Below are 13,326 nucleotides of genomic sequence, written 5' to 3'. Positions count from 1 at the left end.
CGTCACCCTTTAATAAATTGCCATAACCGACTGATTACTCCGGCTTCATGAAGTGCCTGAATTATAATCAGCAAAATTGGTCCAATGATTAAACCTGCAATTCCCCATATTTGCAAACCGGCAAATATTGCAATCAGAACTGTCAGTGGATTTAATCCGATATTGCTTGAAATGACTTTTGGTTCGATTAATTGCCGCTGAATAACAACTGTCATATATAGGACAGTCAGCGGAATCGTCATTTCATAATTGCCAGTCAGAAACAGGTAACTAATCCACGGAATAAAAATAATTCCCGTACCAATGAACGGGAGCATATCAACTAATGCTGCCAGCAATGCAACTGTCATCGGATATTCCATACCTATTATCAGCAATCCGATATAAATAATCAGAGTTGTCAGCGAAATTAAAAAAAGTTGTGCTTTCATATAGCCGAATATTGCTTTCCGCAAATGATTCCAGACTGTCAGGCATGTCTCATGCACGGCTTCCGGTATCATTTTTTTAATGGATTGTGCTATCATATGCCAGTCATTTATGATAAAAAACGCCGCGATTACAACAAACATCGTAACCGTCAGCGAACCAGGGAGTGCTGTTAATGTTTGTGGTATAGTCATGAGAATGCGGTATAGGAATTCAGTCCCTATTACAGCAAATTGATCAATGAATTCTGTTATATAGTTATTGATTGCTTCTTGCTGCGGCGGATTCAATGTATGAAAAAAGGATGTAAGTTTATGATAAAAAGGCAGAACCTTATTCTCTATTATTTCTTCGATACCCCTGATGAATGTCTGAAAATGCGCAGGAATTTGTTCCGCAAGATATGCACTGCCTTGAATGAATTCCACGATGACAAAGATAACAATCCCCGTTAGTAACAGCAAAGAACTGGTAAGAACTGCAAAGGAAGCTATTACGCGCGGCATTTTCAGTCTTTGTTCTGCAAATGAAACAAACGGATGCAGCAGGTAAGCAAGAATTCCAGCCAGTATGAACGGATATAGGTATTCAAAGGAGTAATGCAACAGGAGTGTTAATAAAATAAGTGAACCGGCTGTCAAAACAAGCCGCAATATTGGATAAATGATATGCCTGTCCAATGCCATCCCTGCCAATCTGCACATTTTTAGACCTGTATTATTTATGTATGTTTAAAAACTGAAAAATAGACATGGACGCGTAAATATCTGTATTGAAACAGAAAATCCTGATTTTATTTAGTTTCCCCAAGCTAAAAATATTGAGCATTTTAGTCGGTTTTAATTCACATTATGAACATAATACTTTATAATTGTTGATGGGGCTGACAATGTTATATTGTAGAAATATTGTCGAATATAATTACTAATTAATTAATCCTAAGTTAATGAACAATTCATAGAAAAAGGAGAGGGTTTGTTATGGCAACAACTAAAGGTCTTGAAGGAATTGTCGCAACGCAATCTTCAATCAGTTCGATTATTGATGATCAGCTGACATATGTCGGTTATACAATCGATGATTTAGCGGAAAATTCCAGTTTTGAAGAAGTGGTTTATTTATTATGGAATTTGAGATTGCCAACAAAATCCGAATTGGATGAGTTTAAAGCTGAATTAGTCGCCAACTTGGAATTGCCTGAAGCGATTATTGAGCATTTACGTTCTTATGATTTGTCAACTGTACACCCAATGGCTGCATTAAGGACTGCCGTTTCTCTTCTGGGATTGTATGATGATGAAGCAGATGTGATGGAACCGGAAGCAAACAAACGGAAAGCGATTCGGCTGCAGGCTAAAATAGCTACAATTGTTACAGCATTTGCCCGCCTCCGTAAAGGTAAGGATCCGGTGAAACCCAAAAAAGAACTGAGCTTTGCGGCCAACTTCCTTTACATGCTGAACGGCAAAGAAGCTGAAGATGTTGAAGTGGAAGCTATTAATAAGGCTCTGGTGCTTCATGCGGACCATGAATTGAATGCTTCGACGTTTACAGCACGTGTCTGTGTAGCAACCCTTTCAGATATTTATTCAGGTGTAACAGCAGCGATTGGTGCACTGAAAGGTCCGTTGCACGGCGGGGCAAATGAGCGTGTGATGGCAATGTTGACTGAAATTGGCGAAGAAGAAAACGCTATACCGTACATTAAAGAAAAGATAGCAAATAAAGAAAAAATCATGGGTATGGGACACCGTGTATATAAAAATGGCGACCCTCGTGCCAAACACTTGAAACGAATGTCACGCGAGTTAACGGAAACAAGCGGCCAATCCAAATGGTACAACATGTCCATCAAGATTGAGGACTATATTAAAGAAGAAAAAGGTCTTCCGGCGAACGTTGATTTTTACTCTGCTTCTGTTTATCACAGTTTGGGAATTGACCATGATCTGTTTACACCAATTTTTGCAACGAGCCGTGTTTCCGGATGGCTTGCACATATTCTGGAACAGTATGATAATAACCGTCTTATCCGTCCGCGTGCTGAATACGTCGGACCGAAAACACAAGCTTATACACCTATTGAAAAGCGATAGAAGGTTAGTTTAAATATCCTGGCTGTTACCATGAAACGGCGCAATATGATAGAATAGCAAATGTAGAAGATGAATAGGAGGAATTACTATGACACAAGGAGAAAAAATTACCGTTGAGAACGGAAAAATGACCGTTCCAAACCAGCCAATCGTTCCATTCATTGAAGGTGATGGAACCGGTCCCGACATTTGGGCATCTGCACGCAGAGTAATTGAGGCTGCAGTTGAAAAGGCGTATAACGGTGAAAAAGAAATCCAATGGACCGAAGTTCTTGCCGGTCAAAAAGCTTACGATAAAACAGGTGAGTGGCTACCACAGGATACACTCGACATGATTAATAAATATAAAATTGCTATTAAAGGACCACTTACCACACCAATCGGCGGCGGAATTCGCTCATTAAATGTGGCCCTTCGTCAAAAGCTGGATTTGTTTACTTGCTTGCGTCCAGTTCGTTATTTCACTGGTGTACCATCTCCGGTTAAACGTCCGGAAGATGTAGACATGGTTATTTTCCGTGAAAACACCGAGGATATTTATGCAGGGATTGAGTGGCAAAAAGGTTCCGATGAAGTGAAAAAGGTTATTGACTTTTTGAAAAATGAAATGGATGTTAACAATATTCGTTTCCCTGAAACTTCCGGAATTGGCGTGAAGCCTATCTCTGAAGAAGGAACGAAGCGTATTGTCCGTGCATCTATCGAATATGCACTGAATGAAGGACGCAAGAGTGTTACTTTGGTACATAAAGGTAACATCATGAAGTTTACGGAAGGTTCATTTAAAGCATGGGGATATGAAGTTGCCGAACAAGAATATGGTGATAAAGTATTCACATGGGCAGAATACGACCGTATCGTTGAAAAAGATGGTAAGGATGCTGCAAACAAGGCACAGGATGAAGCAGTTGCTGCCGGCAAACTTCTTGTCAAAGATGCGATTGCGGATATCTTCCTGCAACAGATTCTTACCCGCCCCAAAGAATTTGATGTTGTTGCAACCATGAATCTTAACGGGGACTATGTTTCCGATGCATTAGCAGCACAAGTGGGCGGAATTGGGATTGCACCAGGAGCAAACATCAACTATGATACTGGACATGCGATTTTTGAAGCAACACACGGTACTGCTCCTAAATATGCTGGAATGGACAAGGTAAACCCTTCATCCGTTATTCTTTCCGCAGTATTGATGCTTGAACACCTTGAGTGGAGAGAAGCAGCTAACCTGATTACGAAAGCAATGGATAAAACAATTGCATCAAAAGTGGTTACGTATGATTTTGCCCGTCTAATGGATGGTGCAACAGAAGTTAAATGTTCCGAGTTTGGCGATGAATTAATCAAAAATATGGACTAACAAAATAAGAACGAAAACCGTATCCGGTTATACATCAGCTGGATGCGGTTTTTTTATCCCCGGTTAGATTAGCGCAAAATTGCATTTTCTGGTATAATAGAAAGCGCTTACATAATATATAAGGGGGAAGAATCATGATTGGAAAAAGACGAAGACTCGGAAAGCTGATTAATGAGTTGCAAATTGGGGATTCCTATACTGCAACAAAAACAATTAATGATCGGGACTTGTTGTTATATTTAGGTTTGACAGATGATTCAAATCCGCTGTACCTCCAGCATGATTATGCCTCACAGACACCGTACAATCAACCAATCGTTCCATCAGTAATGCTATTCGGAATGGTGAGCTCAATCATTTCTATGCACCTTCCGGGACCGGGAAGTCATATCACCAGGGATGAGATGTCTTTTCCAAAATCAGTTCATCATTATTCGGAAGTGAATTTGAATATTGAAATTATCGCAATTGATCAGGATGCACATCAGGTCATCATGTCCGTTGTCGCATATGATACAGATGGGGATGAGGTTGTCCGGGGAAAATTGAATGTATGTCCTTCCTACGAGCCGGAGTCCATCACTGGTCATTCGCTTCAAAATTTCTTTTAAGAATATGTTCGTTCGTTGATCAAAATTTGTAAATTATTCTTTACATGCCATTGTGTTCACAACCGGTTTTTTTCATTGTATGATTAATATAACACATGTTGATCACAGGAATGGGGATTGAATATGGGAAAACGAATTCTTATTGTTGACGATGAAAAATCGATTGTGACATTATTAAAATTTAACGTTGAACAGGCAGGGTTTGAGACGGATGTGGCTAATGACGGTCAGCAGGCAGTTGAATTGGTTGAACGCAATAATTACGATTTGGTTATTCTTGATTTAATGCTCCCGGAAATGGATGGAATGGATGTTTGCAGACATTTAAGAAATAATCAAATTGATGTACCGATTTTAATGCTGACGGCAAAGGATGACGAGTTTGATAAAGTATTGGGATTGGAACTGGGTGCAGATGATTATTTGACTAAGCCTTTCAGTCCAAAAGAGGTGATAGCCCGGATCAAGGCTATATTAAGACGTGCAGTCAAAGCGGAGGAAAATAGCTTTTCCTCATTACGAATTGGGGATCTGATTATCTATCCTGATCGTTATGAAGCTGAAATGCATGGTAAGACACTTACATTTACAAGAAAAGAATTTGAGTTGCTCTACTATCTTGCTTCTCATAAGGCGAAGGTTCTTTCACGTGATCAGCTGCTTAGTGCAGTCTGGAATTATGACTTTGTTGGCGATACACGGATTGTAGATGTCCATGTGAGCCATTTGCGGGAAAAAATTGAACCAGTTACCAAAAAACCGGCATATATTAAAACTGTCCGGGGACTGGGGTATAAAATGGAGGAACCTCAATAATGCGGGTTGTATTTTCAAGACCATTATTTGCATATATTGTCGGCATCTTTTCAGTAGTTGTTATTACTGGGATTCTGTCAATGCAAATAACCGATGAATATATTATTCTTGGAGCAATTTTGGTAGTGGAGTTTATTATTTTGCTGCTGATAATGCTCCATTTGTATGATAAATATATGAAACCTATTAAAAAAGCGGCAAGAACAGTGGATGAACTTGTTAAAGGAAATTACAGCGCACGCATTCATCAAACCGCCCAGGGGAATGTTGCAGAATTAAACAATAAAATAAACATTCTTGCACGTAATCTAAGTGAGTTTGCCATTCAGGAACAGATGCGGGAAAAACAACTTTCCACAGTAATTGATAATACACAAAGCGGCTTGGTTTTGCTTGATGAAAAAGGATACGTTCATCTTGTCAACCGGAAATTCACTTCCGTGTTCGGTGGAGACCAGCATGACTACATCGGCTTTCTTTACTATGAAGTGTTGTCGAATGAAAAAATACATGAAACCGTGCAACAGACATTTCTTTATGAGAAAAATGTAACAGAATCAATTACACAGGTAGTGGAAGTCGATAAAAAATATTTGGAGATGGTAGGGGCGCCAATTTTTGATGAGCGTAACATGCTGAAAGGTGCCGTTTTGGTCTTTTATGATATTACCCACTTGAAGAAACTTGAGCTGATGCGAAAAGATTTTGTTGCTAACGTATCACACGAGTTGAAAACACCAATCACGTCCATAAAAGGATTTGCTGAAACGCTCCTTGATGGTGCTTTGGAAGATCCTGATACCCTTCGGAATTTTTTAACGATTATCAATGATGAAAGCTCACGGCTGCAAGGTTTAATTGAGGATTTATTGAGATTATCAAGACTTGAAAAAGACGGGTATAAGCTTGTGAAGAATAATGTGAATCTGAACACACTGATTGATGAAGTCATACCAATTGTTAACCAGGCTGCTGAAGACAAAAGTATTACACTTTCAGTTGATACAGCCGACAATATTGCATTTCGGGCTGAAAGTGAAGGTGTGAAACAGATAATCATTAACCTGTTGATGAATGCTATCAGTTATACACCTGAACATGGCGAGGTTGCACTATATGCCGAAGAAACAGATGATTCCATTCATATCAAAGTAACTGATACCGGGATAGGCATACCCGAAGATGCGATTCCGAGAATTTTTGAGCGTTTCTACCGGGTTGATAAAGCCCGCAGCAGAAATACCGGTGGAACCGGACTGGGACTTTCCATATTAAAACATATAGTAGAGGTACATGATGGTAAAATATCAGTTGAAAGTGAACTGAACAAGGGCTCCACCTTCCAAGTGTATTTGCCGAAATGATAGCATCCTCGTTTTGAGGGTGCTAATTTATTTTGTAATAACGGATAACTTTTTCAATCTCGTCTATTCAATGATAAAATAGGTTTAGCGATTATAACGGTTAGATTGGAGGAGAATGTACATATGGCTGAAAAACTGGTGCTGATTGACGGTAACAGTATAATTTACCGGGCTTTTTTTGCTTTGCCTTTATTAAACAATGATAAGGGTGTCTATACGAATGCGGTGTATGGTTTTACGACAATGCTGCTGCGAATTCTGGAGGACGAAAAGCCGACACATATGCTGGTGGCATTTGATGCTGGAAAGACAACTTTCCGTCACGAGACGTACAAGGAATATAAAGGTGGCCGGCAAAAAACACCACCGGAGCTTTCTGAACAGTTTCCGCTGCTCAAAGAAGTGCTGGATGCTTTTCAAATTCCACATTATCAGCTGGATCAGTATGAAGCGGATGATATTATTGGAACATTGGCAAGTCAGGGTGAAGCGAAAAACTGGGATGTCACAGTCATTTCCGGTGATAAAGATCTGCTCCAACTGGCTTCAGACCGTGTAACGGTAAACCTGACGAAAAAAGGTATCAGTGACATCGAATCCTATACGCCAGCATTCATGAAAGAAAAAATGGAGATCAATCCAGATCAGATTATTGATTTGAAAGCGTTAATGGGTGACAGCTCTGATAATATTCCAGGCGTTCCGGGTATTGGTCAGAAAACCGCGATTAAGCTCCTGAAGCAATATCATAAACTGGAAAGTGTTTATGAGAATCTTGATGGCATTAGCGGCAAGAAATTGAAAGAAAAGCTTACTAATCATCAAGAAGAGGCTTTTATGAGTAAGAAATTGGTAACAATCGACCGTGACTCCCCAGTCAAAGTTAAGGTTGATGATCTTGATTACAGTGGCTATCCTGCTTCAGATGTCAGCACTATCTTTAAAAATCTTGGCTTTCAATCACTGTTGTCGAGAGTGGATGGCGGTGCTGAAGCTGATGAGACAGCTCAAGAACTTGATAAGATTGAATATGAGCTCCTGCAAGAGATTACGCCGGATATTTTCACTGATCATTCTGCACTCGTCGTGGAAATGTTTGGTGAAAACTATCATAATGCAACGATAGAAGGGTTTGGGCTTGTCACGGATGACCATGCCTATTTTATCCCAACTGAAACTGCAGTTTCGTCAAGAGAATTTAAAGCATGGGCAGAAGATATCAGGAAAACCAAAAGTGTTTTTGATGCGAAAAAAACACTTGTTGCGCTCCTGAGATATGATATCCATGTACAGGGAATTACCTTTGATATGCTGCTCAGTTCTTATTTGCTTAATCCATCGGAAAACAATCACGATATACCTGCGATTGGCCACCGGATGGGACGAACGGAAGTCCTGTATGATGAAGAAGTTTATGGAAAAGGAGCGAAAGCAAAGGTTCCCGAACAGAATGTATTGGCGGAACACGTTGTCCGTAAGTCAAACTTACTGTATAAGATTAAGCCGCAAATGGAGGATCAACTGAAGCAAAATAGTCAATATGAACTTCTGAAGGAGCTCGAAATGCCATTGGCGCTGATTCTTGGCGAAATGGAACATATAGGTGTGCTTGTTGATATTGAACGGCTTGAAAAAATGGGTGAAGATCTTAAACGGCGTCTGGATAACCTGGAGCAGGAAGTGTATGATCTTGCAGGTGAGAAGTTTAATCTGAACTCACCGAAACAACTGGGACCAATTCTATTTGAAAAGCTGGAACTGCCGGTTATAAAGAAGACAAAAACAGGTTATTCCACTGCTGCAGATGTCCTCGAGCAATTGAAAGATGAGCATCCGATTATCGAAAAGCTGCTTTTGTACAGACAACTTGGCAAACTGCAGTCAACTTATATTGAAGGTTTGTTAAAAGTAGTGGATAAAGATACAAATAAAATTCATACAACATTTAATCAGGCCCTTACCCAGACTGGCCGTTTAAGCTCGATTGATCCAAATCTGCAGAATATCCCAATCAGGCTTGAAGAAGGACGTAAAATCCGCCAAGCGTTTGTACCATCAAAAGATGGATGGATTATGTTTGCAGCTGACTATTCGCAAATTGAATTAAGGGTATTGGCTCATATAGCCGGGGATGAAAAACTGGCTGACGCTTTCAAAAATGATCAGGATATTCACACGCGAACCGCGATGGACGTTTTTCATGTGAAAGAAGATGAAGTAACATCCAATATGCGCAGACAGGCAAAAGCGGTCAATTTCGGTATTGTGTATGGTATCAGTGATTACGGACTATCACAAAGCCTTGGAATCACGAGAAAAGAAGCAAAGAAATTCATTGAACGATACTTTGAAAGCTATCCTGATGTAAAAAAATATATGGATGATATTGTCCAGGAGGCAAAACATCAGGGTTACGTCACAACGCTTATGAACAGGAGAAGGTATTTGCCGGATATTACGAGCAGAAATTTTAATCACCGGTCGTTTGCTGAAAGGACTGCAATGAATACACCAATTCAGGGCAGTGCTGCAGATATCATCAAGAAAGCGATGATTGACCTGCATGAAAAGCTGCTCGATGAAAAAGTGGAAGCGCGGATGCTGCTTCAGGTTCATGATGAACTGATCTTGGAAGCACCAAAAGAAGAGATCGATAAATTAACTGAAATAGTACCAGCAATTATGGAGAATACCGTTGAATTATCCGTCCCGTTAAAGGTCGATTATGAATATGGTGAAAGCTGGTTTGATGCAAAATAAGGGGATAGGAAATCATGCCGGAACTACCAGAAGTGGAAACCGTTAAGCAAACATTAAAGCGATTTGTTATCGGTAAAAAAATGAAAGATGTCGAAGTATACTGGCCGAATATTGTGAAACGACCGGATGATACGGAACAATTTAAATTAGAATTGACTGGACAAACTATTCAGGACATAACCCGAAAAGGTAAATTTTTACTTTTTCAGCTGGATGATGTTGTTCTCGTATCGCATTTACGAATGGAAGGCAAATACAGTGTTCATCCTTCGTCTGAAATTGTTAAAAAGCATACACATGTTATTTTTCGGTTTGTCGGTGGTGATGAACTCCGCTACAATGACGTCCGCAAATTTGGAACGATGCATATTTTTAATAAGGGTGAAGAGTTCAGCGGGAAGCCGCTCAATCAATTAGGTCCGGATCCATTCGATAAAAGCTTTACCCTGGATTATTTTTACAAGAAATTGAAAAAGACTGAGCGTAATATTAAAACGGCTTTGCTGGATCAAAGCATTGTAGCAGGCCTAGGTAATATATATGTCGATGAAACACTGTTCAGAGCCAATGTACATCCATTGAAAAAATCAAGCAAACTGACCAAAAAAGAAGTCAGGGAAATCCGCAATCAGGCGGTGGCCACCTTGCAGGAAGCGGTATTACAGGGTGGCACAACCATTCGCTCCTATGTGAATGGACAAGGTGACATGGGAATGTTTCAACAGGAGTTATTCGTGTACGGACAGGAAAACAATCCATGTAAAAATTGCGGTAAACCAATTGTTAAATTGAAGGTAGGCGGTCGTGGCACGCATGTTTGCGCTGACTGCCAAAAATTATAAGCGAGTAAGTGAGGTTATATCTGATGACATTGATCTTAGGATTAACGGGCAGCATCGCAACCGGAAAGAGTACCGTTTCTTCGATGTTTGCGAATTTCGGTATACCCGTAATTGATGCAGATAAAATAGCCAGAGAAGTTGTGATGCCGGGCGAAAAAGCCTATGAACAGATCGTGGAAGTGTTTGGAGAGGACGTATTGTTCGATGATAAAACACTCGATCGGAAAAAGCTTGGTTCCATTGTTTTTGCCGATGAAACGAAACGCAATAAACTTAATGATATTGTTCATCCGGCAGTAAGGGAAAAAATGGTAGCCAGAAGGGATTCCTGTATTAAGTCAGGTGAAAAATGTGTAGTGTTGGATATTCCGTTGTTATTTGAGAGTAAATTAACGCATTTTGTGGATAAGACACTTGTCGTAGCCGTGGATGAGGATGTGCAGTTAAAACGGCTAATGAACCGCGATGAATCAACAGAAAATGAAGCGAAACAGCGAATCAATTCGCAAATATCAATAAGTAAAAAAGCGAAACTTGCTGACGCGGTAATCGATAACAATGGAACGGTCGAAGAATCTTTTCAGCAGCTTGAATCAGTATTAAAGAATTGGGGCGCTATATCGTAAGATTGGCGTCTTTTGTGCGTTCTGCTCATGTAACAGTTTTTTCACAAACTTTTAAGCACATTTTTCTTGAAATATGTTATACTAATTATGATAATAAACTTAACGAGTATAACATATACAGGAGGACTACAGATGAATAAAACCCGAATTGCAATTAATGGATTTGGACGAATCGGACGGATCGTCTTTCGTCAAGCTATTATGGATAACCAACTAGAGGTCGTTGCAATTAATGCCAGCTATCCTCTGGAAACACTTGCACATCTGATTAAGTATGATAGTGTTCACGGTATTTTTGACGGTGAAGTGGAAACGCTTCAGGATGGTATTCAAGTAAATGGGCAATTTATCAATATTGTTAGTTCACGCGAACCGGAGAAGCTTCCATGGAAGAAACTTGATATTGACGTAGTAGTTGAAGCGACAGGGAAATTTAAAACAAAAGAAACTGCTGGAAAGCATCTCGATGCAGGTGCACGCAAGGTGGTTATTACTGCGCCGGGAAAACAGGTTGATAACACAATTGTAATGGGGGTTAACGAGGAAACCTATAACCCTGATGAAGATGACGTTATATCAAACGCTTCCTGTACAACAAACTGTCTAGCTCCCGTTGTAAAGGTGCTTGATGAAAACTTTAAGATTGTAAATGGACTCATGACTACCGTTCATTCATTTACAAGCGACCAGAAGAACTTGGATAATCCGCACAAAGATCTGCGTCGTGCAAGAGGGTGCAGTCAGTCCATTATCCCGACATCAACCGGGGCGGCCAAAGCACTAGGTGAAGTGCTTCCGAAAATGCAAGGAAAGCTTCACGGAATGGCTTTAAGAGTTCCGACGCCCAATGTTTCGCTGGTAGACCTTGTAATCGATGTTGAAGATGACGTAACCATCGATAAAGTTAATGAGGCATTTAAAAAAGCTTCAACCGGTGACATGAAAGGAATTCTTAAATACAGCGAGGAACCGCTCGTGTCCATTGACTACACAACTACTGATTATTCCGCAATTATTGATGGATTAACAACGATGGTAATGGAGGATAACAAAGTCAAAGTACTCGCATGGTATGATAATGAATGGGGTTATTCCAAGCGCGTTCTGGATCTCGCCAAATATGTCGGCAACTGCATTCATCAGAAGCAGGCTAAAATTTCTTAATTGCATTATTTCAATAAGGCTGACCGCTTTCAACTGCGGTTGGCCCGTTTTACTTGTATTGAGTAAACGCGAAGTATATTTTAGTCCTAAATAATGAACCACATCTTTTCGATGAACACTAAATAACCATCAACCCCGCTGAATAAAATTCATTTCCTTCTGTATGAACAAAAACTGCTGAATTTTTCCGCCTGACAATTTTTTTGTTAAACTATGTGAAAATTTGTTCACCCGACAATAAATAACCGGTATTCCAAATCAATTAGTCGATTCACGAAAAAAATGTTAAAATGAATGAAACTATAATATATTGACCGTGTATATATTACTATCGGATGAGGTGTATTAATGGCGTTTCGACAAACTGTAGGGAAATTTTTAGGCAATCATGCTGAAACGAATGAGAATCATTTGGATGTTTCACTTCAAACACATTATTATAAAACTACGAAAGACAGAGCATTAACGGTGCTTAGGAATTTTTTTGAGAAAAATGAAAAGTTCCGTATTAATGCTGTCTCCAATGAACGCGGGGAAGTCAGTGCTTCCATTATAAAAGGAAAAAAAGCTTTTATAGTAGGAACTGTTATTATGGTCAGACCACATCAGACTGTAGTTGATTTTTCAGTAACGACAGAGTCCGCTTTTCCATTTGATTTCGGGTACAGTACAAAAGTAATCCATAGGCTATATGATCATATGGATAAAGAACTGCCCACAATTCCAAAAACAAACAGGTAAAATGAATGGGGTTGAACTGATATGAGATGTTCAAATTGCCACAATAAAAGTACAAAAGTTCTTGATTCACGGCCAATTGAAGAGGGCCGATCCATTCGCAGGCGCAGAGAGTGCGAAGAGTGCGGGTTCCGTTTTACAACGTTTGAACGAATTGAAGAAGTTCCGCTGATCGTTGTTAAAAAAGATGGTGCACGGCAGGAGTACAGTCGTGATAAACTAATCAGAGGCTTAATAAAAGCATGTGAAAAACGACCTGTTCCAATGGAGAAAATTGAAGGAATTGCAGTCGATGTGGAGAAAGAACTGCGCAATACAGGCGTTTCTGAAATTGACAGTAAAGAGATTGGTGAAATGGTGATGGACAGGCTATCACATATTGATGAAGTCGCATATGTTCGTTTTGCATCTGTCTATCGTCAATTTAAGGATATTACCGTATTCCTGGATGAATTAAAAGATTTAATTAAAACAGATAAAGAAAACACCAGATCAGAGAGCTGATGGAAAGAAAGGGAAA

At 39.7% G+C, this 13,326-nt stretch carries 12 protein-coding genes; 11 read left to right on the top strand and 1 reads right to left on the bottom strand.

Going from position 1 to position 13,326, the window contains the following annotated elements; translation table 11 throughout:
* Positions 1-2 precede the first annotated feature (2 nt).
* A complete protein-coding gene (ytvI, locus tag HUX68_RS06260) occupies positions 3-1,133 on the bottom strand; it encodes a sporulation integral membrane protein YtvI (RefSeq protein WP_174614022.1) in 1,131 nt (376 codons plus the stop codon).
* Positions 1,134-1,409: 276 nt separating this feature from the next.
* Here ytvI and citZ point away from each other — a divergent pair, with 276 nt between their 5' ends.
* The 11 genes from citZ to nrdR all read left to right on the top strand — a co-directional run bounded on the left by citZ (position 1,410) and on the right by nrdR (position 13,310).
* Positions 1,410-2,525: a citrate synthase gene (citZ, locus tag HUX68_RS06255; protein WP_174614021.1), complete on the top strand. Its 1,116-nt coding sequence runs from the start codon at positions 1,410-1,412 to the stop codon at positions 2,523-2,525.
* An 88-nt stretch (positions 2,526-2,613) separates the two neighbouring features.
* On the top strand, positions 2,614-3,885 hold the full coding sequence (icd, locus tag HUX68_RS06250) for an NADP-dependent isocitrate dehydrogenase (protein WP_174614020.1): 1,272 nt from the start codon (positions 2,614-2,616) through the stop codon (positions 3,883-3,885).
* A 134-nt stretch (positions 3,886-4,019) separates the two neighbouring features.
* Positions 4,020-4,496 carry a MaoC/PaaZ C-terminal domain-containing protein gene (locus HUX68_RS06245; protein ID WP_174614019.1) on the top strand — a complete coding sequence of 159 codons (477 nt, stop codon included), beginning with the start codon at positions 4,020-4,022 and terminating at the stop codon, positions 4,494-4,496.
* Positions 4,497-4,619: 123 nt separating this feature from the next.
* Positions 4,620-5,312, top strand: coding sequence for a response regulator transcription factor (locus HUX68_RS06240; protein ID WP_174614018.1), 693 nt, complete (start codon positions 4,620-4,622; stop codon positions 5,310-5,312).
* Complete coding sequence (gene pnpS, locus HUX68_RS06235) at positions 5,312-6,676, top strand: two-component system histidine kinase PnpS (RefSeq protein ID WP_174614017.1); 1,365 nt, start codon at positions 5,312-5,314, stop codon at positions 6,674-6,676. Before HUX68_RS06240 ends, pnpS begins: the two co-directional genes overlap by 1 nt.
* Positions 6,677-6,799: 123 nt before the next feature.
* Positions 6,800-9,436: a DNA polymerase I gene (gene polA / locus HUX68_RS06230; protein WP_174614016.1), complete on the top strand. Its 2,637-nt coding sequence runs from the start codon at positions 6,800-6,802 to the stop codon at positions 9,434-9,436.
* A 14-nt stretch (positions 9,437-9,450) separates the two neighbouring features.
* A complete protein-coding gene (gene mutM / locus HUX68_RS06225; protein ID WP_174614015.1) occupies positions 9,451-10,278 on the top strand; it encodes a DNA-formamidopyrimidine glycosylase in 828 nt (275 codons plus the stop codon).
* Between the two features lie 23 nt (positions 10,279-10,301).
* Positions 10,302-10,904 (top strand): dephospho-CoA kinase, encoded by a 603-nt coding sequence (gene coaE / locus HUX68_RS06220; RefSeq protein ID WP_174614014.1) that lies wholly within the window; start codon positions 10,302-10,304, stop codon positions 10,902-10,904.
* Positions 10,905-11,036: 132 nt separating this feature from the next.
* Positions 11,037-12,068 (top strand): glyceraldehyde-3-phosphate dehydrogenase, encoded by a 1,032-nt coding sequence (locus tag HUX68_RS06215; RefSeq protein WP_174614013.1) that lies wholly within the window; start codon positions 11,037-11,039, stop codon positions 12,066-12,068.
* Between the two features lie 348 nt (positions 12,069-12,416).
* The gene (locus HUX68_RS06210; RefSeq protein ID WP_174614012.1) at positions 12,417-12,809 is read left to right on the top strand and encodes a cytosolic protein; all 393 of its coding nucleotides are present in this window, start codon (positions 12,417-12,419) and stop codon (positions 12,807-12,809) included.
* A gap of 21 nt (positions 12,810-12,830) precedes the next feature.
* On the top strand, positions 12,831-13,310 hold the full coding sequence (nrdR, locus tag HUX68_RS06205; RefSeq protein WP_174614011.1) for a transcriptional regulator NrdR: 480 nt from the start codon (positions 12,831-12,833) through the stop codon (positions 13,308-13,310).
* The last annotated feature ends 16 nt before the right edge of the window (positions 13,311-13,326 follow it).

It is taken from the genome of Virgibacillus ihumii, from assembly GCF_902726655.1.
GTDB lineage: Bacteria > Bacillota > Bacilli > Bacillales > Amphibacillaceae > Lentibacillus > Lentibacillus ihumii.
This window is presented reverse-complemented; position numbering and strand designations above follow the sequence as displayed.

Excerpts from the sequence above, each read along its gene's own strand:
- ytvI (WP_174614022.1), bottom strand. The coding sequence starts at position 1,133 with ATGTGCAGATTGGCAGGGATGGCATTGGACAGGCATATCATTTATCCA.
- citZ (WP_174614021.1), top strand. The coding sequence starts at position 1,410 with ATGGCAACAACTAAAGGTCTTGAAGGAATTGTCGCAACGCAATCTTCA.
- icd (WP_174614020.1), top strand. The coding sequence starts at position 2,614 with ATGACACAAGGAGAAAAAATTACCGTTGAGAACGGAAAAATGACCGTT.
- HUX68_RS06245 (WP_174614019.1), top strand. The coding sequence starts at position 4,020 with ATGATTGGAAAAAGACGAAGACTCGGAAAGCTGATTAATGAGTTGCAA.
- HUX68_RS06240 (WP_174614018.1), top strand. The coding sequence starts at position 4,620 with ATGGGAAAACGAATTCTTATTGTTGACGATGAAAAATCGATTGTGACA.
- pnpS (WP_174614017.1), top strand. The coding sequence starts at position 5,312 with ATGCGGGTTGTATTTTCAAGACCATTATTTGCATATATTGTCGGCATC.
- polA (WP_174614016.1), top strand. The coding sequence starts at position 6,800 with ATGGCTGAAAAACTGGTGCTGATTGACGGTAACAGTATAATTTACCGG.
- mutM (WP_174614015.1), top strand. The coding sequence starts at position 9,451 with ATGCCGGAACTACCAGAAGTGGAAACCGTTAAGCAAACATTAAAGCGA.
- coaE (WP_174614014.1), top strand. The coding sequence starts at position 10,302 with ATGACATTGATCTTAGGATTAACGGGCAGCATCGCAACCGGAAAGAGT.
- HUX68_RS06215 (WP_174614013.1), top strand. The coding sequence starts at position 11,037 with ATGAATAAAACCCGAATTGCAATTAATGGATTTGGACGAATCGGACGG.
- HUX68_RS06210 (WP_174614012.1), top strand. The coding sequence starts at position 12,417 with ATGGCGTTTCGACAAACTGTAGGGAAATTTTTAGGCAATCATGCTGAA.
- nrdR (WP_174614011.1), top strand. The coding sequence starts at position 12,831 with ATGAGATGTTCAAATTGCCACAATAAAAGTACAAAAGTTCTTGATTCA.